Origin of the sequence: Castellaniella sp., assembly GCF_049650445.1 — a bacterium.
Classification (GTDB): Bacteria; Pseudomonadota; Gammaproteobacteria; order Burkholderiales; family Burkholderiaceae_B; genus Castellaniella.
Map to the genome: position 1 here is coordinate 32,843 of NZ_JBASAD010000015.1, position 23,932 is coordinate 56,774.

The window sequence follows — 23,932 nt, forward strand, 5'->3', positions numbered from 1 at the left end:
CATGAGCACCACGACCGCCTCCCCGGAAGACACGGCCGACCAGGCACCCGCCCAGCCCGCCGCTCCCCCCCAGCCACCCGCCGGGGGCTATCCGCCCCTGGAGGGCAGCGCCCGCACCTTCGGCACCATCGCCCTGTCGGCGGCGGTGTTCATGAACGTGCTGGACTCGTCCATCGCCAACGTCTCCATCCCCACGATCGCCGGCGACCTGGGGGTCAGCGCCACCCAGGGCACCTGGGTCATCACCTCGTTCGCCGTCGCCAACGCCATCACCGTGCCGCTGACCGGCTGGCTGACGCAACGCTTCGGCCAGGTGCGCCTGTTCGTGCTGTCCGTGATGCTGTTCGTCATCAGCTCCTGGCTGTGCGGCTTTGCCTGGTCGCTGGAATCGCTGGTGTTCTTCCGCGTATTGCAGGGCGCCGTGGCAGGGCCGATGATCCCGTTGTCGCAGTCCCTGATGCTCGCCAGCTACCCCAGGGCCAAGGCCGGCATGGCCCTGGCGCTCTGGTCCATGACCATTCTGGTCGGCCCAATCGCCGGGCCGCTGCTGGGCGGCTGGATCTCGGACAACTACGCCTGGTCCTGGATCTTCTACATCAACGTCCCGGTCGGCCTGATCGCCGGCTGGGCCTCGTGGCAGGTCTACAAGGAGCGGGACACGCGCCGCATCCATCTGCCCATCGACCGCATGGGCCTGATCCTGCTGGTCGTCTGGGTCGGCGCCCTGCAACTGCTGCTGGACAAAGGCAAAGAACTGGAATGGTTCGCCAGCCCGCTGATCTGCGTGCTGGCCGTGGTCTCGGTCGTGGCCTTCGTCTATTTCGTGATCTGGGAACTGACCGCCGCCCATCCGGTGGTGGACCTGACCCTGTTCGCGCAGCGCAACTTCACTTCCGGCACCATCGCCCTGTCGGTCGCCTACGGCGTGTTCTTCGGCACCGTCGTGCTGCTGCCCCTGTGGCTGCAGAACACCATGGGCTACACAGCCACCTGGGCGGGCATCGCCTCGGCCCCGGTAGGCATCCTGGCCATCATCCTGTCGCCGGTGGTGGGCAAACTGCTGGCCCGCTACGACCCGCGCCCGATCGCCACCATCGCCTTCCTGATCTTCGCCTTGATCAGCTATATGCGCGCCCAGTTCAACACCAGCGTGGACCTGTACACGGTGATGCTGCCCACCTTCATCCAGGGGGCGGCCATGGCGACCTTCTTCATCCCGCTGACGACGATCTCCCTGTCGGGCCTGAGCCCCGACCGGATTCCCGCCGCCGCCGGCCTGTCGAACTTCTTCCGCCTGGTCTGCGGCGCCTTCGGAACCTCGATCACCACCACAATCTGGGACAATCGCGCCTCGCTGCACCACAGCCGCCTGACCGAAGTCGCCCGCCCCGGCGAGCCGGCTTTCGACCACATCATGGGCGGCCTGCAGAACCTGGGGGTGAGCCCGCAGCGCGGCGCAGGCATGCTGGACGGCGTCATCAACCAGCAGGCCTACACCATGTCGGCCACCGACATCTTCTATGCCTCGGCGCTGATCTTCCTGGTCCTCATCGGCCTGATCTGGCTGGCCCGGCCGAAGTCGGCGGCGCACGGTGGATCGGCGGCGGGCGGCGGCGCACATTGATTCCGCATCGAGCAGCATGCATGACGCAACGCGCTTTGCATACGCACAAAAATTTATGCTATAGTTTCGCTTCTTCGCAGTTCCCCGATAGCTCAGTCGGTAGAGCGACGGACTGTTAATCCGCAGGTCCCAGGTTCGAGCCCTGGTCGGGGAGCCAAGAAATTCAAGCACTTACGCCAATTCTTCGGAATTGGCGTTTTGCTTTTCCGTTTTTGCGTACCCCCTGTGTACCCATCGGGCTGCAACCACCCACTGCTCGCCATCGAAACGCGGCCGCCCCTTTTGGGCCGCCTGCATTTAACATCGCCAGCAGTTGCGCCGCCGCCAACCAGGCCGCCACCGCGCCACCCAAGCTCAGCACCGAGTCGGGCTCTTCCATTATCTCCCAGGTGTTCTCGGCAATAGAAAACCGCCTTTGCACCAGCCTCCCCTCTGACATACGCCACCACTATTTGTAATAATGGGCGGCACCATGCCGAGAAAAAATAACTAAAGGGAAGCAATGAATACACGGACTCTTGCATTGGTCGGACTGCTCAGCCTTGGCATTCAAGCCTGCAATATTGCGCAGGCGCAATACACACTCTCCAAGGAAGACGTCAAGAGTCTACGCGCCACCAATGGCGATTCCTCGCCCAACGGCGCCGCACGAGGTGCTCTGCAAGCACCTCAGGACAGGTCCGCACGAGATTCCGAATTCAGCGAAAAATTCAATAAAGCCCTATCGGACGCAAAGCGCAAAGAGCAAGAAGCACAGGCACAGTCGCTGCGCACTCAAATGCAAAATCAGGATATGCTCAACGGCAATGCACGCTCGCCACACCACAGCGATACTAGCGCGTCGAAAGGCCGTACCGAGATTCAGTTTGACAAAAGAGGCACTACCGCCTGCCACAAGACAGAGTCCGGGCAGACACGGTGTGAAACTCAAAACCGGTGGTAAAAAGGGCGGCGCCAAAAAGTCGCCCGCGAATCTCCCGACTCAGCGGGGCGCGAAAAGCAGCGATGGCTGCTGGGGGAGACAACTGGTTGCAGGGAAGGTACAAATACTTGTACCGCCGGCGCCTATCGCGGAAGATACAGAATCCTGCTTGATGGCAAACCCTGAAAACTGTATAAAAACACAGTTATCTACAGGAGCCATCGTCATGTACACCATCACCCTTCAAGACGCCCCTGCCGACCTGCCCGACCGCGTTCGGCAAGAAGCTGAACAGCGTTTCCGTCGGACGCTGGAACGCACCCTCGGCGGGCCGGAGCACACGCTGGCTGCCTATCGGGCCTGGACAGCGGCCGAGGATGCGGCGGAAAACGAAATGGCATCCGAAGACATGGCGCTGGCCAAACACTGGATCGCCGCGGCCGGCCGTGCCCGAAACGATGCATTCCAGAGCCTGGGCGAAACGGACGCCTGGTTCGAAATGCGGCTGGAGAAATGACCTCTGATCCATCCGAAACGGTGGGGCAGGCCCTGGACGCTCGCCCCGCCCCCACGCCGCGCCGATCAGAGGAACCGGTTTATTTCAGCATGAACCCATCAAAGAACCGGCTCAGTTCAGCATGGGCATCCAGCGGCAGGATAGTGGCGATGTGCTGGTCCGGGCGGACGACCACGATACAGCCATGCAGGCGGTCGATGCCTCGCTGTTCAAAGATGTCATGCGCCCCGTTCGTCTGGAAGACTTTTTCGTAATCGCGCAGGCCGTATTTTCCCTTTGCAGGCCAGAGAAAATCCGGCATGGCTTCAATCGCCAGATCCTGTTGCTGGAACACGGCAAAGACCTCGATCACCGCATCGACATCCGCCCCTGTCGGCGTGTATTTTTTCACCGGCGAGGTATCCGCACCCGCCAGGAACCCGACCAGCCTGGCCGATCCGGAACCCGCGTCCAGCGGGCTTTTCGCATCGCCGAAGATGAAAATACGCCAACGGCCATCCGCCTTGTTCAGGTGTCCCAGGTGCACCGGCCGGCCGTCCGCCACGCGCACGGCCTGGGCGGAATGAAAGCGCTGCCCGATCGGGAACCCGCTTGCCAGCGCCTGATTCTCATGTCCTGTACAGAGCCAGGACGCATCATAGCCAATCGAGGTACCGGCGATGAACCCATTCTGGCGGGCGATGAAATGTTCGATGTCGGCGGTGCCGGTTTTCACCGATGATGCATCTTTTTCAGCCTTTGGGCGCGTGGCGACCAGCGCCGACATTTCGCGGTCGGCGTTGATCAGCATGAAGGCCACTTTACGGCGTTCGGCCTCATAAGTCTGCAGCAGTTTCGGCTGCGATTTGCCCTGCAGCACCGCCGCCAGCTTCCAGCCCAGATTAAAGGTATCCGGCAGCGAAGTATTCAGGCCCCAGCCCCCTTTGGGGCTATGGGTATGGCAGGCATCACCGGCGACAAAGGCGCGCGGGATCAGGCTATCGGGACTGCCCGCCGGGGTGTCATCAAAACGTTCTGCAACGCGCTGCCCGACTTCATAGATCGACCACCAGGCGACCTCCTTGACCTCGAACTGATACGGACTCATGATCCGCCTGGCCCTGGCAATGAGGTCATCGACACTCAGATTCAACTGTGAAGCGCGCTGATCCTTGCCCAGCAGATCGAGTTCGACATACAGGCGCACCAGATAGCCGCCCTCACGCGGGACCAGCATCACCGCACCGTTGTCCTTCGACTGGATGAAGCTCTTGACCCGGATATCCGGGAAATTCGTCACCGGCAGCACATCCATCACGCCCCAGGCCTTGTTGGCCGAGTCGCCTTGCAACTCGATACCCAGGCTCTTGCGCACCGCACTGCGGGCGCCATCACATCCCACCACATAGCGGGCCCTGACAGTTTCGACCTGATTCGACTGACGGGCATCGTTACGCTCGAAGGTCGCCGTGATCGGATGCGCGCGCAGATCCTGAGTCAGATTCCGGTCGACCCCCAGCTCCAGCAAGCGGCGGTTGTAATGCGGGACCAGATGCGTGATGGAATGCGCCATGCCGTCGAGCAGAATATCGTGCAAGCGCGCCTGATTCACCACCCCGTGGATAAACTCGGACAGCCCCAGCCGCGCATCCGCCACCTTGTGCGCGCGCGTGATCTGCTGCGGATTCTGCACATCCGGCTCCCAGAAGGCATTCTGGTGCAGTTGATAGGCCTCCTTCACCACCAGTTCGCTGCTGTTGAAGGCCTCCATGATTTCCATGGTGCGGCACGAAATACCATCCGCCTGACCAAACAGCATCGGCCCGGACTTCTGCTCGACGATGCAGGTCCTGATATCGGCAAAACCTGCCAACTGCCTCGCCAACGCCAGGCCCGCCGGGCCACAGCCGACGATCAGGACATCGACCTCTTTGGGCAGATCGACCATCGGCGGCGGCGGAGCAGGCTCACGCGCCTCGTCGGGAACCTGGTAATTACCGGCCTTGAAACCGTTCAGGTGATACTGCATGAGCAAGTCCCTTCCATCTTAGTATATTGGTGGCACCATGATAGGAGCCCGGAGGGGGTCGTTGAATGCAGCTTTCGCCGTTAAGCTTGGACTTTTCGCAAGGCTTCCGGGGCAATCCCCCGTCTTGAAGAATAGTCACTCGGCGGCATGCCGACGTGGCGACGGAAAAAGCGCGAAAAATAAGCCGGGTCGCGAAAACCCAGTGTGAAGCATATCTGGTTGACTGACTGACCGCTGTGCAACAGCAGGCGCTTGGCCTCCTGCAACTGGCGCTCGAAGATCAGCTGCTTGGATGACATCCCCGCCAGGCGTCGACAGATCAGGTTGAGCCGCGCGGTGGTCAGGCCCAACTCGCCAGCATAGCGTTGCAATGGCCAGTGTTCGGTGTAGCGGGCCTCCACCAACTGATTGAAACGGTGAAACTGCAGCAGGTCATGGGCCGGCACGGGGCTGTCATGCTCAGCCCGGGCCACCAGGTGCAGCAGCTTGGCCAGGATCAGTCGCAACAGGGCCAGCAGATTGGCCTCGCGGCCATCGCGTTGACAGGCAAATTCGTCGGCCACTTGATCGAACAGCGGGCCCAGGTGCGCGGCAATGCGGGCAGCCTCGTCCTGCTGCTTGTCCAGACTGACGCACAGTGGCTGGTTCAGCCGGAGCGACAGGGCGACTTCGCTCTCGAACAGCTTCCATACCAATTGCTGCCGCACGGTGATGACCTGGCCTTCGCAGGCTGCATCAGTGACGAAGGCATGGGGAACGCCCGGCGGGGTAAAAAAACATAGCGGACCTTCCAGATGGTACTGAAGATCATCCAGATAGAGGTGGACATGGCCGTTGTGTATGTAATGAATCTGGAAAAAACGGTCATGGCGATGCACCGCGACGCTGCGACCGAAAAATTCGGAGAGGCGGTCATGCCCATCGTAGTGAAAGTCGGCGTCGGCATAGCGCTGATCGTAGACCTGACCAAGATCGAGGATCGGGATGCTGGCGAGGACCCGCCCGGGCGTGTCATATTTTTTGTAAACGGGACGGTTTGACATCGTTCAACCCCGGGCCTCAGTGAACCGTTTCATGTGCTTGGTCATCCCCGTCATGTCTCATTCCATGCTCCGCCCCACAGCGTACCGGAACATGTCCATCCCCGAACTCAGGCATCTTTTAACGCCTCAAAATACCCAATTTCAGTGATACCAAATGAGGCAATCGGACCGCTAAAATGCCTCTCCACTGGAATCCTCCAGTACCTCATCTTGCATTTTCATCCAGTCCACTTTCGAGAAAAAACCTCATGACCATGCTCCGCCTCGCACTCGCATCCGCCTTGCTTGCCAGCACCGCCTTCGCATCCGGCACCGCATCCGCCGCTGATCGCAAAGTCACGGTCATCAATAAAACCAAGACCGTGATGACAGAGTTTCATGCCTCCCGAGCGTCCACCAGCGATTGGGAAGAAGACATCCTGGGCTCCGACATGCTCAAGCCCGGTCAGTCCATCACGATCAATATCGACGATGGCACTGGCGCCTGCGTATATGACTTCAAGGGCACCTTCGACGACGGCGAAGAACTCGTGCAGAACAATGTCAACGTTTGCAAGGTCGGCGAGTTCTCGTTCACGGAATAACCCCCCGAAGTGCTCAACGTCCCCGCCAACGGTCCATCTGCCGCCGATCGCGCTTGGTGGGACGGCCTTCATCGAAATCCCGTGCAGGCTCAGGCGCCAGACGGCGCATTTCGGCCGCGTGCTCCCGCGCCGCCACGCTGTCGGGGGTTTCCTCGTACAGCCGCGCGGCCTGGGGCGCCGGTCCGCGCACCAGGCTGAGCGCGCGCACCCGGACCTGCAGCGGTGGCTGCCCCGTCCGGCGCACTTCAATCAAGTCTTCTACGCCGATCTCGCGGGCGGGCTTGGCAGTCTGGCCACCGACCAGCACCCGCCCAGCATCGATCTCGTGCGTCGCCAGGCTGCGGGTCTTGTAGAAACGGGCTGCCCACAGCCATTTGTCGAGTCGCATCCTGTCCATCACCTCTCCATCCCGCCTGTTCGCGGCGCGCCAATGGGACTATCGTGTCCAGAAAAGCGTACGGAACCCGCGCCCGCATCCGCTTGCAAGCATACTGGGAATTCCGAAGTCAGGAATGCCCCCCTCTACACCATCGGCCACTCAAACCGCGGCCTGGACGACTTCATCGCCCTGCTGACACAGGCCGGCATCCAGTGCCTGGCTGACATCCGCACCGCCCCGCGCGCCCAACCGGATCGCCGTTCAACCGGCCGTCAGCCTCGTAATCATCTGCATCCGGGCCGCCCGGGGCTCTCCGGACGGAGAACCGCGCCACGTCTTGCTCCACGCCTCACGTGCCCACGCGCCCGATGCAATGGAACATTACAAACGACGGAAACCCGGGAAGAACTTCCACTGCACCCGGCGTTCTGAGCATCAGGTGGTCCGCCACCGCCCAGACACAAGGGTGTCGGGGCATTCACTGGAGTTGATGTCATGACGACCCGTTCCCGCTTTGCCTTCCTGGTTGCCTGCTCGGCCGCCGTCCTCGGTCTCACCACGGCGTCCGCCTTCGCCGCAGATGCGCCCGCCGGACAACCCGCCGCGCAATCGAGCACGCAGGCCGCCCCGCACCATGCCAACAAGAAAATGTCCGCTCATCACGCCAAGGCGAAAAAGAGCCACGCCCCCATGAAGGACATGAAGGCTCAACACGCCAAGGCGCCGAAAACCCCTGCCTGACCAGCGCACGATCGGGATGAGCCGGGGCACGGGATAGTCCCTGCGGACTATTCCGTGCCTGACGAACCCGAGCAGCCTGCAGGCTGCGAGGTGGGCACAAATCGACGCCCCCAAAAGTCATCAGACGCCGCAGACGATACCTGCGGCGTTTTTTGTTTTTCATTCATCATTCATACTTCCGTACGGGGACTTCCGATACACTGGGTTCCTTTTCAGCTTCCTACCCGCTCACTGCATGCACCCGCACCGCCACGCCCTGCACAACGAGCTGCACGCCCGCCCCTCGATGTATTTCGACGCGCCGGCCCAGGTCTTTCACCTGGCGTTCCTCGACGAGCACGAAGCGGCGGAAACCATCGTTCGCTCGCTATGCGACCGACACGTCGCGCTGGCCGATCCCGCCCTGCCCCAGGGCGAATTCCCGGTGGGCGACGCGCGGCTGAAATGGGAGCGCCACACCGAATTCCTGACCCTGACTCTGGTGATGCCCGGCGCCCAGCCCACATCCTGGGCCGCCCTGCCGCCCGTGCTGGCCGCGGTCGCCGAGACCCACAGCGCCCTGCTGATCAACGCCGCCCAGGTCTGCGTGGAATCCGAGGCCACCTGGCGTGAATCAATCGACGACTACGGCTTCAAGGACCCCGTCGGCTCCAATCTGGACGACGGCAAGGCCACCGTCTGGAGCGATCTGCGTCTGAACGGCAACGGGCTGAATCGCATGCTGGTGCTCAACCGGCAGTTCGACAGCCGGCGCCTGGGCCGCATGGTGCGCCGCCTGCTCGAGGTCGAAACCTACCGCTTGATGGCATCCCTGACCCTGCCTGTCGCCCGCGATCTGGGTAGCGAGCTGCGCCAGTACGAACAGGAACTGGCCACCTTGTCCGACGCCAACGCCCGCGCCGAGCCCCAGGACATCAAGGCGCTGCTGAAGCGCATCACCCGCCTGTCGGCCCGGATCACCCAGACCAGCGCGCGCACGCGGCTGCGCTTCAGCGCCACCGAGGCCTATGCCGAACTGGTGTTCGAACGCATCGCGGAACTGCACGAAAGCCGTACCGGCGACTGCCAGCAACTGGGCACCTTCATCGCCCAGCGCTTCCGCCCCACGGTGCGCTACTGTGCCTCCACCGACCAGCGCCTGAGCCGCATCGGCAGTGCCGTATCTCACCTGAGCAATCTGTTGCAGGCCCGCGTCCAGGTCGAAATGGAGGAACAGAACAGCCAGATCCTGCAAAGCCTCAGCACCCGGGCCGACACCCAGATCAAGATCCAGAAAGCGGTGGAAGGCCTGTCCATCATCGCCATCAGTTATTATCTGTTCAGCCTGTTCAAACTGCTGTATCAGGGCGTCCTCACGCTGGGATTCGAGCTGCCGCCCCGCGCGGCCCTGCTGGCCGGCACACCGCTGGCAGCGCTGATCATCGGCATCATCGCCTACCGCATCCACAACGCCCGGCGCCACTGACGCCCTCCGACACACGGCCCAACCATGCCCACCCTGCACTTTCGCAGTTTCCTGCTGCTGCTGACCGCCGTCTCGATCGCCTTCATCAGCATCCTGCTGCCCTTTTACGCGGCGATTTTCTGGGGCGGCGTGCTGGCGGTGATCTTCAGCCCCCTGTACCGGCGCCTGCTGCGCCTCCTGGGCGGGCGCAGCCCCAGCCTGGCTGCCTTTCTGACGCTGCTGTGCATCACCCTGATCGTGATTCTGCCGATGCTGTTCATCACCGCCTCGCTGGCCAACGAGGTCGCGGGGCTGTACACCCGCATCAATTCCGGCCAGTTGAATCTGGGCGGCTATTACGAGCAGATCGTCGGCGCCCTGCCGCCCTCCGTGCATAGCTGGCTGGATTCCTTCGGCCTGGGCGACCTGCTCAGCATCCGGGAAAAACTCTCCGACGGCGCCCTGCAGGCCAGCCAGTTCCTGGCCAAACAGGCCGTCAACGTCGGCCAGAACACCTTCCAGTTCGTGGTCGGCCTGGGCATCATGCTGTACCTGCTGTTCTTCCTGCTGCGCGACGGAGCCGACATGGTGCCTAAACTCAAGCGCCTGATTCCGCTGGAGGATTCGCACCGCCAAGGGCTGTTCCAGAAGTTTGCCACCGTGGTGCGCGCCACCGTCAAGGGCAACATCGTCATCGCCGCCACCCAAGGCCTGCTGGGCGGCCTGATGTTCGCCTTCCTGGGCATTCAAGGCTCCCTGTTCTGGGGGGTGATGATGGCTTTCCTGTCCCTGCTCCCGGCCGTGGGCGCCTCGTTGATCTGGGTGCCGGTCGCCATCTACTTCCTGGTCACCGGGGCTATGTGGCAGGGCATCGTCCTGATCCTGTTCGGCGTGCTGGTCATCGGCCTGCTGGACAATCTGCTGCGCCCCATCCTGGTCGGCAAGGACACCAAGCTGCCCGACTACGTGGTGCTGATCTCCACCCTGGGGGGCCTGTCGGTGTTCGGCCTGAACGGCTTTGTCATCGGCCCGCTGTTCGCCGCCCTGTGCATGGCCTGCTGGGATCTGTTCCCCGACGCGGTCGCCCAGCACCAGCAGGGGCTGCAGCGCGAGATCAAGTCCACAGAATCATCAGATTGACCACCAGCGCCGCCCCCCAGATGACCGAGCGCACGGTCCCGCGCCCCAGGACGTAGGCCAGGACGAACAGCACCCGCAGGGCCACCCAGGTCCCCATCAATCCGGCCAGCCGCTCCGGCTGCGCACCGGCATGCAGGGCATAGAGCACGGCCGCATAGAAAAACGGCAGGCCCTCGAACAGATTGGCCTGCGCCGCGTTGGCGCGCGCCCGCCAGCCCTGCTGGGCGGCCAGCCAGGGGCGCGGATCATCATTGTCGAACCGCCGCCCTCCAGCCTTGGCCGCCAGCGCGGCCCCATACGGCAGCACGGCAGCCGCCACCATCAATCCCTGAACCCAGCTCATTGCGACCTCGTCTGCTGAACACTCGATGTGCGTATTATGACGGCGTCCGGCGCCGGCATGGCACGGCTGCGGCGCACTCCAAATCCGAAAAAATTCATGTACAATGGCTGGCTTTGGTGATGGGCATGAATGTGCTTCATCGCCAGATCGGCAGGATGTTTTCACATTCGCCGTCGCCGGTGTAGCTCAGTTGGTAGAGCAGCGCATTCGTAATGCGAAGGTCGAGGGTTCGACTCCTTTCACCGGCACCACTGCATTCAAACAAAAACGCCAGCCCTTGCGGTTGGCGTTTTTGTTTTTGTGATGACCGCAAGCGATCTGCCCCCTATAGCCCGGCCCCCACCCTCGAATCCGGTAACATGGACCGCATTGTCCACCCCGGGTCAGGCATGCCGACTGAATCTTTCGTTCCCGTGATCGAATCCTTGCTGGATACCGATCTATATAAATTCACGATGTGGCAGGCCATGCTGCACCGGCATCCGGCCGCGCAGGCCGAATACCGCTTCATCTGCCGCGAACGCCCCCTGCATCCCCTGGCGGAACTGGCCCCGGAAATCGAGCGACAGCTCGACCACCTGTGCACTCTGCGCTTCCGGCCGGAAGAACTGAGCTACCTGCGCGGACTGCGCTACATCAAGTCCGATTTCGTCGACTTCCTGTCGCTGTTCCACTTCCAGCGCCATTTCATCCAGGTCTCGACCCAAGGTGACGCGCTGGAGATCGTGGCACGCGGCCCGCAAGTCCACGTCATGGCCTTCGAGGTCTTCGTCCTGGCCATCGTCAACGAACTGTATTTCCGTCGCTACCAGACCCCGGACGTGCTGGCGGAGGGTCGCCGCCGGTTGCAGGACAAGATCGCCCTGCTGCGGGACTTCAGCCGCGAACCCGCGCGGCGCTTTCCCCTGCAGATCTCGGATTTCGGCCTGCGTCGGCGGTTTTCCCGCGCCTGGCAGGAAGAAGTCCTGCGCGGGCTGCGCCAGGACGTACCGCAGTACGTGACCGGAACCTCGAACGTGCATCTGGCCCGTACCCATGATGTGACGCCGGTGGGCACCATGGCGCACGAATACCTGCAGTCTTATCAGGCTTTCGGCAAGGTCCGGCTGCGCGACTTCCAGCGCGCGGCGCTGGAAGACTGGGTGCAGGAATACCGGGGAGACCTGGGGATCGCCCTGACCGATGTGGTGGGCATGGACGCCTTTCTGGCGGATTTCGATCTGTATTTTGCCAAGCTGTTCGACGGGCTGCGCCACGATTCGGGCGATCCTGTCGCCTGGGGCGAACAGGCGATCGACCATTACCGGTCGCTGCGCGTCGATCCGGCCAGCAAGCGTTTCGTGTTTTCGGACGGGCTGGACCTGCCGCGCGCGCTGGGCCTGTACCGCCACTTCGCCGATCGTGTGCAGCCCGCCTTCGGCATCGGCACCAATCTGACCAACGATCTGGGCCCCCGGCCGCTGAACATCGTCATGAAGCTGTTCGAATGCAACGGCATGCCGACTGCCAAACTGCCCGACAGCCCCGGCAAGGTCCATTGCACCGACGAGACCTTTCTGGCCTATCTGCGCCAGGTGTTCGGCCGGTCTGTCTGAAATCAGGCCGTCCCGCCCACCGTCAGTCCATCGATGCGCAGGGTCGGCATGCCGACCCCGACGGGCACGCTCTGGCCCTCTTTGCCGCAGGTGCCTACCCCGGAATCCAGGGCCAGATCGTCGCCGATCATGGCGATGCGGCCCATGGCCTCGGGGCCGCTGCCGATCAGCGTGGCCCCCTTGACGGGATGGGTGACGCGGCCGTTCTCGATCAGGTAGGCCTCGGACGCCGAGAACACGAACTTGCCGCTGGTGATGTCCACCTGGCCGCCGCCAAAATTGACGGCATACAGACCACGGTCCACCGAGGCAATGATGTCCTTGGGATTGTCTTTGCCGGCCAGCATGTAGGTGTTGGTCATGCGCGGCATGGGCAGGTGCGCGTAGGATTCGCGCCGCCCGTTGCCGGTGGGGGCTTGCTTCATCAGGCGGGCGTTCATGGAATCCTGCATGTAGCCGCGCAGGATGCCGTCCTCGATCAGGACGTTGCGCTGGGTGGGATGGCCCTCGTCGTCCACGTTCAGGGAACCGCGCCGATCCGCCAGCGTGCCGTCGTCCACTACTGTGACACCGCGTGAAGCGACACGTTCACCGATCCGGCCGGAAAACACGCTGGAACCCTTGCGGTTGAAGTCGCCTTCCAGACCGTGGCCGACCGCCTCGTGCAGCAGGATGCCGGGCCAGCCGGAACCCAGCACCACCGTCATCTGGCCCGCCGGTGCCGGCCGGGCTTCGAGATTGACGCGGGCTTCGTGCACAGCGCGCTCGACGTAGCCGCGCAGGACCTCGTCGGTGAAATAGGCCAGTCCGGTGCGCCCGCCCCCGCCGCCGTGGCCCATTTCCCGCCGTCCTTTGCGTTCGGCAATGACCGTCAAGGACAGGCGTACCAGAGGGCGCACGTCGGCCACCAGCCGGCCGTCGCTGCCGGCCACCATGATCACGTCATATTCGGCCGCCAGGCCGGCCATGACCTGGATGATTTCCGGATCGGCGGCGCGCGCCATGCGTTCGACCCGCTCCAGCAGAGCCACCTTGTCCGGGGCGGACAGCGAATCCACGGGATTGACGGCCGGATACAGATGATGGGGTGTCTCCAGGCCCCCATCGACGCGCGTCCGGCCCGCGCCCTGACGCGCGATGGTGCGCACTGCCCGTGCCGAGGACATCAGGGCATCCGGCGACAGGCTGTCTGAATAGGCAAAAGCGGTTTTCTCGCCGCTGACGGCACGCACGCCCACACCCTGGTCGATGGAAAAACTGCCAGTCTTGACGATGCCTTCTTCCAGGCTCCAGCCTTCGGAGCAGCTATATTGAAAATACAGGTCGGCATAATCGACCCGATGGCTGTGAATATCCGACAGCGCGCGCGCCAGATGGGATTCGTCCAGCCCCCAGGGTTCCAGCAGCAGCGTCCGGGCGGTATTCAGGGCATCCAGGCCCGGTTCAACTAGTTTCATCTGACACCATTCATCATCAATCATCAGGACGCGCCCATGCGCGGCCTTTGCTTTATTTCTTTTCAAAGCACCCGATGGCGCAGCGCCGGCAGGGACTCCCGTACCGCCGCCAATCGGTCAGCCTCCAGCACGCCGGCAGCCACGCCAGGGCCTTCGGGCAGACAATCCAGGATTTCACCCCAGGGATCGATCAGCATCGAATGCCCCCAGGTACGCCGGCCATTGGCATGTGTGCCGCCCTGGGCGCTGGCCAGCACATAACACTGGTTTTCGATGGCCCGCGCGCGCAGCAGGACTTCCCAGTGTACCGAACCCGTGGTCCAGGTAAAAGCGGCCGGCAGCACCATCAGTCGCACGTCCCCCTGTGCCCGAAAAAATTCGGGAAAGCGCAGGTCATAGCAAATCCCCAATGCCGTGCGCCCAAACGGCGTATCGAATACCTGAGGTGATTCATCTCCGGGACGAATGGCCCGTGATTCGTCATAGGATTCCTGTCCGCGCTGAAAACTGAATAGATGGATCTTGTCATACCGGGCGCAGACCTGGCCTTGCGGGTCATAAACCAGGCAGGTGTTATACACCCGGCCCTCATCCGGACTGTGCATGGGCAGCGTGCCCCCCACCAGCCAGATACCGTGGCGCCGCGCCTGATCCGCAAGAAACGCCTGAATCGGCCCATCACCCGGTGTTTCAGCCAGCGGCAGTTTATCCGTGTCGTGCCGCCCCATGAAACAAAAGTATTCAGGCAGCGCCACCAGCGTCGCGCCACCGGAAACCGCGTGTCCGATTCCCCTGGCCGCCTGCTCCAGATTATCTTCGACCTCCATTCCCGATACCATCTGCACCGCTGCGACTCGCATTGAATGGTCCTGCCCGTTCATGAATACTCCCGATTATCGAATGAATTTCGCGACCCGGTCACAGTTCGAAATGACGGATATTGCGCACAGCCCATGAAATACGTTTAAAATCACTCGCTGGCATTCGAGTACAAACCATTTTTAATCCAGCCACCATATCGATTCTCTCAAATGGAGCCATGATGACCCGTACCAGCTATAACACTGAAAAATCCCGTCTCGAAAAAGAAATGGCCAAGCTCCAGAAAAAGATCCAGACGCTGCACGCCAAACAGCGCAAGCCCAAGATCACCGAGATCGTGCGCGCCATGCGCCAATATGACATCACCCCCGAAGAAATCGCCGCTGCCTTCGGCCGCAAGCCGGCTGGACGTGCTCCCGGCGCAGCCCCGCGCAAGGCCAGCACGGCGGCCAAACGCGTGATCGCCCCGAAATACCGCCATCCCGAAACCCAGGCCACCTGGACGGGCCGCGGCAAGGCCCCGCGCTGGATTACCGACGCAGAAGCCGCCGGCACCCCGCGCGATTCCTTCCTGATCGCTGCCGAATCCGCCTGAGCGGTTTCACTCGACAGGATAACGCACCTCGACCACCTGGCCATTGCGGCCAGGGAAACGGTCGAACAGGGCGCGCGCCAGATACGGCATGGCCGCGCCCAATTGATCCTGCCGGCTGGACGCCACCGCCGTGGCGCGATAGACCTCGCGCCCCTGCTGCGTCCGGTCGTCGATCCGCACGGATAAGGTCAGGCGATATACGTCCACCGCGACGGTTTGAATCGCCGGCCCCATCCCCCAGCCCCAGCGGGGATGATGAAAACCGGCATACGGTCCGTAAAATCCGGGATACATATACGGATCGACGAATTCCTGGCGCCATTCACGCTCAAGCGGACTGTCGTATTCCATATGCACCGTGAAACGGGCCGCACCTGCCGATTGGGCTTCTACCAGTCCCGTCGGCCCCAGCGCGGCGCGCACCGTATCGGCATACGTCTGAAACTGCAGATTATTGCGCTGCTGTTCGCCGGGCTCGATCCAATAGGTCGCTCCCTGGGTATTTTCCGGCCATTGCTGATACCGCGTGACCTGCGCGGAAAACACCGACGCGCATCCCCCCAGCATCATTGCCAGGCATAATCCGGCAAACCACCGGCCCCACCCGCGTCTCATCGCTGCCGCATCCATTCCACTGCCCTTCATGTAGATCCCATCCTGATTCCAGAAGCCCGGGTCGGAGCATCATGATGCTTCAAGTCATGATGCGTCTTCGTCTTCCATTCACATTCTTCAATCATAGGCGCAGCCGCGCTGCGCGAACAGCCAGCCGTTGCACCCCGATACAGCCCCCACCGCGAACCGGCACAAGCGGCGGCGCCGACTACAATGGCGAGGACGCGAGAACCGCTTTTCGGATACAGACTCATGCGCACGGACACGGCCCCCACCATCTTTCGCCAGGATTACACCCCCTATCCCTACCGGCTGCCCCAGGTCCGGCTGGAATTCGACCTGGCGGCGAAATCCACCCGGGTGCGTTCCGAACTGCGCTTCGAGCCGGCGCCGGACACTGCGCCGGGCACTCCGCTGGTGCTGCATGGCGAAGACCTGGAACTGGTCGAAGTCCGCCTCGACGGCCGGCCGCTGGCCGCCGACGAATACCAGTTGACGGATGACACGCTCAGCCTGATCCCGCCGGGGCATGGCAAGCCCTTCACCATCGGCATCGTCAGCCTGTGCCGGCCGGCGGACAATACCAGCCTGATGGGTCTGTACGTCTCGGGCGACAATCTTTTCACTCAGTGCGAAGCCCAAGGGTTCCGCCGCATCACCTGGTTCCCGGACCGGCCTGACGTGATGGCGCGCTTCGAGGTGCTGCTGCGCGCCGATCCGGCAGCCTACCCGCTGCTGCTGTCCAACGGCAACCTGATCGAGCAGGCCGGCCTGCCGGACGGCCGCCATCAGGCCCTGTGGCGAGACCCTCATCCCAAGCCCAGTTATCTGTTCGCCCTGGTCGCCGGTGATTTCGATTGCATCGAACGCACCGTGACCACCCAAGGCGGCCGCGAAGCGCTGCTGCAAGTCTATAGCGACAAGGGCTGCCGGGAACAGACCCGCTGGGCGCTGGATTGCCTGGAAAACGCCCTGCGATGGGACGAGCGGCGCTTCGGTCTGGAACTGGATCTGGACCGCTTCATGGTCGTGGCAGCGCGCGACTTCAATATGGGCGCCATGGAAAACAAAGGCCTGAATGTCTTCAACGCCGCCTACGTCCTGGCCGATCCCGATACCGCCACGGACGCCGCCTATCGTGGCATCGAGGCCGTGATCGGCCATGAATACTTCCATAACTGGACCGGCAACCGCGTCACCTGCCGCGACTGGTTCCAGTTGTCCCTGAAAGAGGGCCTGACGGTCTTTCGCGACCAGGAGTTTTCCGCCGACATGCTGGCCAACGGCCTGCCGCCCGCCGAAGCCGCCAGCGCCCGGGCGGTCAAGCGCATCGACGACGTCCACACCCTGCGACTGGCCCAGTTCCCCGAGGACGCCGGCCCCATGGCCCACCCCATCCGGCCGGACAGCTACCAGGAAATCGGCAACTTCTACACCGCCACGGTCTATGAAAAAGGCGCGGAAGTCATCCGCATGCAGCACACCCTGCTGGGAGAAGCGGGATTCCGCGCCGGCATGGACGAATACTTCCGCCGCCACGACGGCCAGGCAGTGACCTGCGACGCCTTTGTCGATGCCATGGAATCCGTCTACACCCAACAGCATCCGGGCCAGGACTTTGCCGTCTTCAGGCGCTGGTATGCCCAGGCCGGCACCCCGCGCGTCCGGGTGCGCTCGGATTACGACGCCGCCGCCCGCACCTGCCGCATCACGCTGGAACAACACTGCGCGCCCGCAGGCCTGGAGACCCGGCAATCCTCTCCGATCGAAAAACCACCCCTGCACATCCCGGTGGCACTGGGCCTGATCGACGCGGACGGCCGGCCTATGCCTATTCAGTGGGAAGGCAAGCCTCGCGACACCATCCTCCTGGAACTGCGCGAAGCCCGCCAGACCTGGACCTTGAAGGACATTCCGCGCGCGCCCATCCTGTCGCTGCTGCGCGATTTCTCCGCGCCCGTCATCCTGGACACCGAGCGCACGACGAACGATCTGGCCCTGCTGGCACGCCACGACCCGGACCCGTTCGCCCGCTGGGACGCCGTCCAGGAAACCGCCCACCGCCACCTCCAGGCCTGCATGCGGGCCGATCGCGACGGCGGCGCGCAACCGGCACCGGACACGCTGCTGGACATCTGGCGCGCCGCACTCAATGACCAGGCCCTGTCACCCGCCTACCGGGCGCGGCTGCTGACCCTGCCTGCTGTGCGCGAGGTCATCGACCGCAGCGAACCCATGGACCCGCGCGCCGCCGTGGCGGCCTGGACCGGGACCCGGCAGGCGCTGGGCGCGCAACTCGCCGCAGCCTGGCGCACCACCTACGACACGCTGGCCGACGACGGCCGCCCCTATTCACCGGATCCGGTTTCGTCCGGGCGCCGCGCGCTGCGCAACCTGGCCCTGGACTATCTGCTGGCCGGACAGGTGACAGACGCCGTCACGCTGGCCCTGGCGCAATACGGCCAGGCCCGCAACATGACCGAAAGCCTGGGCGCGCTCAGCGCCTTGCTGCAACACGCCCCGCAGGCGGCCGCCGAGCCGCTGGCCGGCTTCCACGCCCGCTGGCGCGACGACCCTCTGGTGCTGGATCGCTGGTTCGGCGCCCAGGCCAGCGCGCCGGGTTGCACGGTGGCCGGTGTACGCGCCCTGATGGCCCTGCCGGACTTCTCGCTGCGCAATCCCAACCGCGCCCGCGCCGTCGTGTTCCGCTTCTGCCTGGACAACCCCGGCAATCTGCACACCCCCGAAGGCTACGACTTCTGGGCCGAACAGGTGCTGGCGCTCGACGCCCTGAACCCGGAAGTCGCCGCGCGCCTGTCACGCGCCTTCGACAACTGGGCGCGCCACGAGCCCGTCGCCCGCGCCGGCATGCAGGCCGCCTTGCAGCGCGTGCTGGATGCGCCCGACCTGTCGCGCAATGTCCGGGAGATCGTCTCCAAGGCGTTGGGATGAGGCGGGACATGGGACAGTCCACTGCGGACTGTCCCATGTCAGACGAATCGAAGCGGCCTGCAGGCCGCGACCTGGGCGCAGACGGCCCGACATCCATACCGTATTTACTTTTCTTTTCAGGGAACTCACGTGAAATACAAGACCTTGACTCAGTACCTGGTCGAACAGCAGCGCCAGCACAAGGCCGTTTCGGCCGAAGTCCGCCTGCTGATCGAAACCGTCTCGCGCGCCTGCAAGGCGATCAGCCACGCCGTCAGCAAGGGGGCGCTGGGCGGCGTGCTCGGCAGCCTGGGCACGGAAAATGTCCAGGGCGAGGTGCAGAAAAAGCTCGACGTACTGTCGAACGAAATCCTGCTGGAAGCCAATGAATGGGGCGGCAACCTGGCGGCCATGGCCTCCGAGGAAATGCAGACCATCCACCGCATCCCCAACCATTACCCCAAGGGCCAGAACCTGCTGCTGTTCGATCCCCTGGACGGTTCCTCGAACATCGACGTGAACGTGTCCATCGGCACGATATTTTCCGTGCTGCAGGCCCCCGCCGAGGCCGCCGGCCGCGAAATCGCCGAAGAAGACTTCCTGCAGCCCGGCACCCGCCAGGTCGCCGCCGGTTACGCCATCTACGGCCCGCAGACCATGCTGGTGCTGACCGTGGGCGCCGGCGTCATGGGCTTCACACTGGACCGCGAAATGGGGTCCTGGCTGCTGACGCACGAAAACATCCGCCTGCCCGAACAGACGGCGGAATTCGCCATCAACATGTCCAATATGCGGCACTGGGAAGCGCCCGTGCGCCGCTACATCGACGAGTGCCTGCAAGGCGAGACCGGCCCCCTGGGCAAGAACTACAACATGCGCTGGATCGCGTCCATGGTGGCCGACGTGCACCGCATCCTGACGCGCGGCGGGATCTTCATGTACCCGCGCGACGCCCGCGCTTCCGGGCGCAAGGGCAAGCTGCGCCTGATGTACGAAGCCAACCCCATGAGCTTCCTGGTCGAGCAGGCGGGCGGGTGCGCCATCGACGGCGCCGGCCGCATCCTGGACATCCAGCCCGACGCCCTGCACCAGCGCGTCGGCGTCATCCTGGGTTCACGCGAGGAAGTCGAACGCCTGCAGCGCTATCACCAGGAAGCCTGATCAGTCCAGGGTCAGCACCGTCGCGCCCGTCGTGCCGCGCGCATTCAGCGCCTCGTGCGCCCGCGCGGCGTCCGCCAGGGCGAAGCGCTGGCCGATGACGATATCCAGCTTGCCGGCCGTCACCAGTTCGAACAGTTCGTCGGCGGCGGCCTGCATGGCCTGGGCGGTGGGCACGTGGGTGGCGAGCGTCGGCCGGGTGACGTACAGCGAGCCCTTGGCCGCCAGCACGCCCAGGTTCACCCCCTCGACCGGCCCGGACGCGTTGCCGAAGCTGACCATCAGGCCGCGCGGCTGCAGACAGTCGAGCGAGATTTCCCACGTGCTCTTGCCCACGCCGTCATAGACCACCGGGACCTTGCGGCCCCCGGTCAGTTCCTTGACCCGCGCGACGATGTCCTCCCGGCTGGAGTCGATCACTTCCCAGGCGCCGTGGCGGCGCGCCAGCGCCGCCTTTTCCGGGGTGGAGGCGGTGCCGATCAGGCGCACACCCAGCGCCCTGGCCCACTGGCAGGCGATCAGCCCGACGCCGCCCGCGGCGGCATGGAACAGGATCGTCTCGTTGCCTTGCAGCCGATAGGTCTGGCGGAACAGATACTGCACCGTCAGGCCCTTGAGCATCAGCGCGGCGGCCTGCTCGAAACTGACGCCGTCGGGTATGCGCACGACCCGGTCGGCAGGTACGTTGCGCAGGTTCGCATAGGCGCCGATCGGGCTTTGCCCGTAGGCCACCCGGTCGCCCACGCGCAGGTGGCGCACCTCGGCCCCTGTCGACTCGACCACGCCGGCGGCCTCGAACCCCAGGCCGTGCGGCAGCGGGTTAGGATACAGCCCCGTGCGACAATAGATGTCGATGAAATTCAGGCCGATCGCCTTCTGGCGAATACGGACCTCGTGCGGCGCGGGCGGCGGGACGTCGATTTCTTCCAGCCGCATCAGTTCAGGCCCGCCATGCCCATGGATCCGGATGACCCGGGCTCTTTCCAGTTTTTCCACGATGGACTCCCATGGCCCTCGCCGGGCCTGACCGTTCGACACCGAATCAGACTAGCATGAATTCCCGCCAAGCCACGACGGCCATCCACCTCACCGCCGTCCTGTTCGGGCTGACCGGTATTTTCGGCGAACTGATCCAGGCCAGTGCCGTCCTGATCACGGCAGGCCGTGCCGCATTCGCCGCGGCGACCCTGCTGCTGTCCATGATCCGCGCCGGCCACCGGCCTGTGTGGCCCAACCGCCACGCCCTGCCTGTGCTGCTGGCTGCGGGCGTGCTGCTGGCAGTCCACTGGACGACCTTCTTCGTCGCCGTGAAAGTCGGCGGCATCGCCATCGCCACCCTGGGCTTTGCCAGCTTTCCCGCCTTCATCATCCTGCTCGAGGGTTTCCTGTTCAAGGAACGCACCCAGGCGTACGAATGGGTCGTGGTCGGGCTGGTCACCGCAGGCCTGGTGCTGGTCACACCATCCTTCGATTCCAGCGCGGCCACCGTCGGCCTGGGTTGGGCGTTGGCCTCGGGCCTGTCCTTCGCCCTGTTCACCCTGTCCAACCGCAAGGCCGTCGGCTTGTTGCCGGCCCGCGAACTGGCCTGCTGGGAAAACGGCATCGTCGCCCTGCTGACCCTGCCCTGGTGCCTGACGGAATTTGCGGGGCTGCGCCCCCTGGACTGGCTCTGGCTGTCCATCCTGGGCGTCTTTTGCACCGCCCTGGCCCACGCCTTGATGGTCACCAGTCTGACGCATCTGAAGGCGCGCACCGCCGGCATCGTGATCGCCCTGGAACCGGTCTACGCCATCCTGTTCGCGGCCCTCCTGTTCGCACAATATCCATCGGCGCGCGCACTGGCGGGCGGCGCCCTCATCATCGGGGCGATCGTCTGGGCAGGCCTGCAACGCAACACCGCAGACTGATTCGGCCCGAGAGGTTAAAATCGAAGGTTCTTTGAACGCATCCTCTTTGAACTCGAACCAACATGGCCGGACACAGCAAATGGGCAAACATCCAGCACCGCAAAGGGCGTCAGGACGCCAAGCGCGGCAAGCTCTGGACCAAGATCATCCGTGAAATCACCGTGGCCGCCCGTGCCGGCGGCCCCGATCCGGATGCCAACCCCGCCCTGCGCCTGGCCTGGGACAAGGCCATGGCCGCCAACATGCCCAAGGACAACGTCCTGCGCGCCATCCAGCGCGGGGCCGGCACCGACGACGGCGCCAACTACGAAGAAATCCGCTACGAAGGCTACGGCATCGGCGGTGCGGCCCTGATCATCGACTGCATGACCGACAATCGCCAGCGCACCGTGTCCGAAGTCCGCCACACGCTCGCCAAGCACGGCGGCAATCTGGGCCAGGACGGCAGCGTGGTCTTCATGTTCAAGCACTGCGGCCAGTTCATCTTCGCTCCGGGCACCTCCGAAGAACAGGTCATGGACCTGGCCCTGGACAATGGCGCCGACGACGTCCAGTCCGACGAAGAAGGCGTGATCGAAGTCACCTGCGAACCCGGCGACTACGCCGCCCTGAAACAGGCCTTCGACGCCGCGGGCCTGCAGGCCGAGATCCACGGCGTCGTCATGAAAGCCCTGTCCAAGGTCGAGCTGGCTGGCGAAGATGCCGAGCGGATGCAAAAGATCATCGATCTCCTGGAAGACCTGGACGACGTCCAGGAGGTCTACACCACCGCCATCCTGGACGAAGCCGAATGAAACTGCTCGTCATCGGCTCCGGCGGCCGCGAACATGCCCTGGCCTGGCGTTTGTCCCAGTCTCCCCGGGTGCACAAAGTCTACGTGGCGCCGGGCAACGGCGGCACCGACCGTGCGCCAACCCTTGAAAACCTGCCGCTGCAGGACATCGACGCCCTGATCGAGTTCGCCCGTCAGGAAAAGATCGCCTTCACTGTCGTCGGCCCCGAGGCACCGCTGGCCGCCGGCATCGTAGATGCCTTCCGCGCCGCCGGACTGCGCATCTTCGGCCCCACCCGGACCGCCGCGCAGCTCGAAAGCTCGAAGGACTACGCCAAGGCCTTCATGGTGCGCCACGCCATCCCCACCGCAGCCTACGGCACCTTCACCGACCCCGACGAGGCCCGCGCCTACATCCGCGCCCAGGGCGCGCCCATCGTCGTCAAGGCCGACGGTCTGGCCGCCGGCAAGGGCGTGGTCGTGGCCCTGGACCTGGACGAGGCCCTGGCCGCCGTCGACCACATGCTGGGCGAACACGGCGCCTTCGGCGCGGCCGGCGCCCGCGTGGTGATCGAAGAATTCCTCGACGGCGAAGAAGCCAGCTTCATCGTCATGTGCGACGGCCAGCACGTCCTGCCACTAGCCACCAGCCAGGACCACAAGCGCCTGCTCGACGGCGACGCGGGCCCCAACACCGGCGGCATGGGCGCCTACTCGCCCGCCCCCATCGTCACCCCCGCCCTGCACAACCGCATCATGCGCGAAATCATTCAGCCGACAATGCAGGGCATGGCGCACGACGGCATCCCCTACACCGGCTTTCTGTACGCCGGCCTGATGATCGGCCCGGGCCCCGACGCCAGCCGCAGCCTGAAGGTCCTGGAATTCAACTGTCGCCTGGGCGATCCGGAAACCCAGCCCATCATGCTGCGCGTGAAAAGTGATTTTTCCGAAACCCTGGAACACGCCCTGGACGGTACGCTGGACCAGGCCGAGATCGACTGGGACCGGCGCACCGCCGTGGGCGTGGTGCTTGCCGCAGCCGGCTACCCGGATGCCCCCCGCAAGGGCGACCCGATCACGTCACTGGCACCGGATACCGCCGATTGCATCACGTTTCACGCCGGCACCACGACCGATGGCGGTCCGCTGCGCACCAGCGGCGGACGGGTGCTGTGCGTCACCGCGCTGGCCGATTCCATCCGCCGCGCCCAGCAGACCGCCTACGACGCCGTCAACCAGACCCAATTCGAAGGCCGTCAGTTCCGCCGCGACATCGGCTGGCGTGCCCTGGCCGCCGGCAAGCGGCACGATTGATCATTGCCCCGCACAGAT

The 23,932-nt window shown here is 64.0% G+C and carries 22 protein-coding genes and 2 tRNA genes; 16 read left to right on the plus strand and 8 right to left on the minus strand.

All coding sequences use genetic code 11. From position 1 onward, the window contains the following. Position 1: 1 nt before the first annotated feature. The 4 genes from WA983_RS04255 (at position 2) to WA983_RS04270 (ending at position 3,063) form a co-directional block, all read left to right on the plus strand. On the plus strand, positions 2 to 1,624 hold the full coding sequence (locus WA983_RS04255; protein ID WP_424247168.1) for a DHA2 family efflux MFS transporter permease subunit: 1,623 nt from the start codon (positions 2 to 4) through the stop codon (positions 1,622 to 1,624). An 81-nt stretch (positions 1,625 to 1,705) separates the two neighbouring features. Further along, positions 1,706 to 1,781 (plus strand) — tRNA-Asn (locus tag WA983_RS04260). Positions 1,782 to 2,126: 345 nt separating this feature from the next. Continuing rightward, positions 2,127 to 2,567 (plus strand): hypothetical protein, encoded by a 441-nt coding sequence (locus WA983_RS04265; RefSeq protein ID WP_424247170.1) that lies wholly within the window; start codon positions 2,127 to 2,129, stop codon positions 2,565 to 2,567. Then, positions 2,545 to 3,063, plus strand: a complete 519-nt coding sequence (locus tag WA983_RS04270; protein WP_424247172.1) for a hypothetical protein — start codon at positions 2,545 to 2,547, stop codon at positions 3,061 to 3,063. The genes WA983_RS04265 and WA983_RS04270 overlap by 23 nt, the downstream gene beginning before the upstream one ends. Before the next feature lie 79 nt (positions 3,064 to 3,142). Here WA983_RS04270 and WA983_RS04275 read toward each other — a convergent pair whose 3' ends face one another. Next, positions 3,143 to 5,071, minus strand: a complete 1,929-nt coding sequence (locus WA983_RS04275; RefSeq protein WP_424247174.1) for an FAD-dependent monooxygenase — start codon at positions 5,069 to 5,071, stop codon at positions 3,143 to 3,145. An 80-nt stretch (positions 5,072 to 5,151) separates the two neighbouring features. Then, positions 5,152 to 6,114 carry a 4-hydroxyphenylacetate catabolism regulatory protein HpaA gene (gene hpaA / locus WA983_RS04280; protein WP_424247176.1) on the minus strand — a complete coding sequence of 321 codons (963 nt, stop codon included), beginning with the start codon at positions 6,112 to 6,114 and terminating at the stop codon, positions 5,152 to 5,154. 248 nt (positions 6,115 to 6,362) lie between these two features. Here hpaA and WA983_RS04285 point away from each other — a divergent pair, with 248 nt between their 5' ends. Next, positions 6,363 to 6,698, plus strand: a complete 336-nt coding sequence (locus WA983_RS04285) for a hypothetical protein (RefSeq protein ID WP_424247178.1) — start codon at positions 6,363 to 6,365, stop codon at positions 6,696 to 6,698. Between the two features lie 13 nt (positions 6,699 to 6,711). Here WA983_RS04285 and WA983_RS04290 read toward each other — a convergent pair whose 3' ends face one another. Beyond that, positions 6,712 to 7,095 (minus strand): RNA-binding S4 domain-containing protein, encoded by a 384-nt coding sequence (locus WA983_RS04290; RefSeq protein WP_424247180.1) that lies wholly within the window; start codon positions 7,093 to 7,095, stop codon positions 6,712 to 6,714. A gap of 477 nt (positions 7,096 to 7,572) precedes the next feature. On the opposite strand from WA983_RS04290, the gene WA983_RS04295 reads away from it, so the two are divergent. The 3 genes from WA983_RS04295 to WA983_RS04305 all read left to right on the plus strand — a co-directional run bounded on the left by WA983_RS04295 (position 7,573) and on the right by WA983_RS04305 (position 10,402). Continuing rightward, positions 7,573 to 7,818 (plus strand): hypothetical protein, encoded by a 246-nt coding sequence (locus WA983_RS04295; protein ID WP_424247182.1) that lies wholly within the window; start codon positions 7,573 to 7,575, stop codon positions 7,816 to 7,818. A gap of 235 nt (positions 7,819 to 8,053) precedes the next feature. Next, positions 8,054 to 9,283 (plus strand): DUF3422 domain-containing protein, encoded by a 1,230-nt coding sequence (locus tag WA983_RS04300; protein ID WP_424247183.1) that lies wholly within the window; start codon positions 8,054 to 8,056, stop codon positions 9,281 to 9,283. 24 nt (positions 9,284 to 9,307) lie between these two features. Further along, a complete protein-coding gene (locus tag WA983_RS04305; RefSeq protein WP_424247185.1) occupies positions 9,308 to 10,402 on the plus strand; it encodes an AI-2E family transporter in 1,095 nt (364 codons plus the stop codon). On the opposite strand, the gene WA983_RS04310 is transcribed toward WA983_RS04305, so the two are convergent. Further along, positions 10,377 to 10,745 carry an MAPEG family protein gene (locus WA983_RS04310; protein ID WP_424247187.1) on the minus strand — a complete coding sequence of 123 codons (369 nt, stop codon included), beginning with the start codon at positions 10,743 to 10,745 and terminating at the stop codon, positions 10,377 to 10,379. The two genes, WA983_RS04305 and WA983_RS04310, sit on opposite strands and share 26 nt — an antisense overlap. A 175-nt stretch (positions 10,746 to 10,920) precedes the next feature. Here WA983_RS04310 and WA983_RS04315 point away from each other — a divergent pair. Next, positions 10,921 to 10,996 (plus strand) — tRNA-Thr (locus WA983_RS04315). Positions 10,997 to 11,134: 138 nt separating this feature from the next. Beyond that, positions 11,135 to 12,340, plus strand: a complete 1,206-nt coding sequence (pncB, locus tag WA983_RS04320) for a nicotinate phosphoribosyltransferase (protein ID WP_424247188.1) — start codon at positions 11,135 to 11,137, stop codon at positions 12,338 to 12,340. Between the two features lie 2 nt (positions 12,341 to 12,342). Here the strand turns inward: pncB and tldD are convergent, their stop codons facing one another. Both tldD and WA983_RS04330 read right to left on the minus strand, forming a co-directional pair. Beyond that, entirely contained in the window at positions 12,343 to 13,797 is a 1,455-nt protein-coding gene (gene tldD, locus WA983_RS04325) for a metalloprotease TldD (protein ID WP_424247190.1), read from the minus strand. 62 nt (positions 13,798 to 13,859) lie between these two features. Continuing rightward, the gene (locus WA983_RS04330) at positions 13,860 to 14,657 is read right to left on the minus strand and encodes a carbon-nitrogen hydrolase family protein (protein ID WP_424247192.1); all 798 of its coding nucleotides are present in this window, start codon (positions 14,655 to 14,657) and stop codon (positions 13,860 to 13,862) included. Between the two features lie 182 nt (positions 14,658 to 14,839). Between WA983_RS04330 and WA983_RS04335 the strand changes: the two genes are divergently transcribed. Next, a complete protein-coding gene (locus tag WA983_RS04335) occupies positions 14,840 to 15,214 on the plus strand; it encodes an H-NS family nucleoid-associated regulatory protein (RefSeq protein WP_424247198.1) in 375 nt (124 codons plus the stop codon). 6 nt (positions 15,215 to 15,220) lie between these two features. Here the strand turns inward: WA983_RS04335 and WA983_RS04340 are convergent, their stop codons facing one another. After that, positions 15,221 to 15,784, minus strand: a complete 564-nt coding sequence (locus WA983_RS04340) for a DUF4136 domain-containing protein (RefSeq protein ID WP_424247194.1) — start codon at positions 15,782 to 15,784, stop codon at positions 15,221 to 15,223. A gap of 297 nt (positions 15,785 to 16,081) precedes the next feature. Here WA983_RS04340 and pepN point away from each other — a divergent pair, with 297 nt between their 5' ends. Together pepN and WA983_RS04350 are read left to right on the plus strand one after the other, a co-directional pair. After that, a complete protein-coding gene (pepN, locus tag WA983_RS04345; RefSeq protein ID WP_424247196.1) occupies positions 16,082 to 18,781 on the plus strand; it encodes an aminopeptidase N in 2,700 nt (899 codons plus the stop codon). 129 nt (positions 18,782 to 18,910) lie between these two features. After that, positions 18,911 to 19,921: a class 1 fructose-bisphosphatase gene (locus WA983_RS04350; RefSeq protein WP_424252192.1), complete on the plus strand. Its 1,011-nt coding sequence runs from the start codon at positions 18,911 to 18,913 to the stop codon at positions 19,919 to 19,921. Here the strand turns inward: WA983_RS04350 and WA983_RS04355 are convergent, their stop codons facing one another. Further along, on the minus strand, positions 19,922 to 20,917 hold the full coding sequence (locus WA983_RS04355) for a quinone oxidoreductase family protein (protein WP_424252202.1): 996 nt from the start codon (positions 20,915 to 20,917) through the stop codon (positions 19,922 to 19,924). It abuts the gene before it with no gap. Positions 20,918 to 20,970: 53 nt separating this feature from the next. Here WA983_RS04355 and WA983_RS04360 point away from each other — a divergent pair, with 53 nt between their 5' ends. The 3 genes from WA983_RS04360 (at position 20,971) to purD (ending at position 23,914) form a co-directional block, all read left to right on the plus strand. Then, positions 20,971 to 21,825, plus strand: a complete 855-nt coding sequence (locus tag WA983_RS04360) for a DMT family transporter (RefSeq protein ID WP_424252194.1) — start codon at positions 20,971 to 20,973, stop codon at positions 21,823 to 21,825. Positions 21,826 to 21,887: 62 nt separating this feature from the next. Then, positions 21,888 to 22,619, plus strand: coding sequence for a YebC/PmpR family DNA-binding transcriptional regulator (locus tag WA983_RS04365; RefSeq protein WP_424252196.1), 732 nt, complete (start codon positions 21,888 to 21,890; stop codon positions 22,617 to 22,619). After that, positions 22,616 to 23,914: a phosphoribosylamine--glycine ligase gene (gene purD / locus WA983_RS04370; RefSeq protein WP_424252198.1), complete on the plus strand. Its 1,299-nt coding sequence runs from the start codon at positions 22,616 to 22,618 to the stop codon at positions 23,912 to 23,914. Before WA983_RS04365 ends, purD begins: the two co-directional genes overlap by 4 nt. Positions 23,915 to 23,932 lie beyond the last annotated feature (18 nt).

Bases quoted from the DNA above. Each gene is read 5' to 3' on its own strand.
- WA983_RS04255 (WP_424247168.1), top strand. From the start codon at position 2: ATGAGCACCACGACCGCCTCCCCGGAAGACACGGCCGACCAGGCACCC.
- WA983_RS04265 (WP_424247170.1), top strand. From the start codon at position 2,127: ATGAATACACGGACTCTTGCATTGGTCGGACTGCTCAGCCTTGGCATT.
- WA983_RS04275 (WP_424247174.1), bottom strand. From the start codon at position 5,071: ATGCAGTATCACCTGAACGGTTTCAAGGCCGGTAATTACCAGGTTCCC.
- hpaA (WP_424247176.1), bottom strand. From the start codon at position 6,114: ATGTCAAACCGTCCCGTTTACAAAAAATATGACACGCCCGGGCGGGTC.
- WA983_RS04285 (WP_424247178.1), top strand. From the start codon at position 6,363: ATGACCATGCTCCGCCTCGCACTCGCATCCGCCTTGCTTGCCAGCACC.
- WA983_RS04290 (WP_424247180.1), bottom strand. From the start codon at position 7,095: ATGGACAGGATGCGACTCGACAAATGGCTGTGGGCAGCCCGTTTCTAC.
- WA983_RS04295 (WP_424247182.1), top strand. From the start codon at position 7,573: ATGACGACCCGTTCCCGCTTTGCCTTCCTGGTTGCCTGCTCGGCCGCC.
- WA983_RS04300 (WP_424247183.1), top strand. From the start codon at position 8,054: ATGCACCCGCACCGCCACGCCCTGCACAACGAGCTGCACGCCCGCCCC.
- WA983_RS04305 (WP_424247185.1), top strand. From the start codon at position 9,308: ATGCCCACCCTGCACTTTCGCAGTTTCCTGCTGCTGCTGACCGCCGTC.
- WA983_RS04310 (WP_424247187.1), bottom strand. From the start codon at position 10,745: ATGAGCTGGGTTCAGGGATTGATGGTGGCGGCTGCCGTGCTGCCGTAT.
- pncB (WP_424247188.1), top strand. From the start codon at position 11,135: ATGCCGACTGAATCTTTCGTTCCCGTGATCGAATCCTTGCTGGATACC.
- tldD (WP_424247190.1), bottom strand. From the start codon at position 13,797: ATGAAACTAGTTGAACCGGGCCTGGATGCCCTGAATACCGCCCGGACG.
- WA983_RS04330 (WP_424247192.1), bottom strand. From the start codon at position 14,657: ATGCGAGTCGCAGCGGTGCAGATGGTATCGGGAATGGAGGTCGAAGAT.
- WA983_RS04335 (WP_424247198.1), top strand. From the start codon at position 14,840: ATGACCCGTACCAGCTATAACACTGAAAAATCCCGTCTCGAAAAAGAA.
- WA983_RS04340 (WP_424247194.1), bottom strand. From the start codon at position 15,784: ATGATGCTGGGGGGATGCGCGTCGGTGTTTTCCGCGCAGGTCACGCGG.
- pepN (WP_424247196.1), top strand. From the start codon at position 16,082: ATGCGCACGGACACGGCCCCCACCATCTTTCGCCAGGATTACACCCCC.
- WA983_RS04360 (WP_424252194.1), top strand. From the start codon at position 20,971: ATGAATTCCCGCCAAGCCACGACGGCCATCCACCTCACCGCCGTCCTG.
- WA983_RS04365 (WP_424252196.1), top strand. From the start codon at position 21,888: ATGGCCGGACACAGCAAATGGGCAAACATCCAGCACCGCAAAGGGCGT.
- purD (WP_424252198.1), top strand. From the start codon at position 22,616: ATGAAACTGCTCGTCATCGGCTCCGGCGGCCGCGAACATGCCCTGGCC.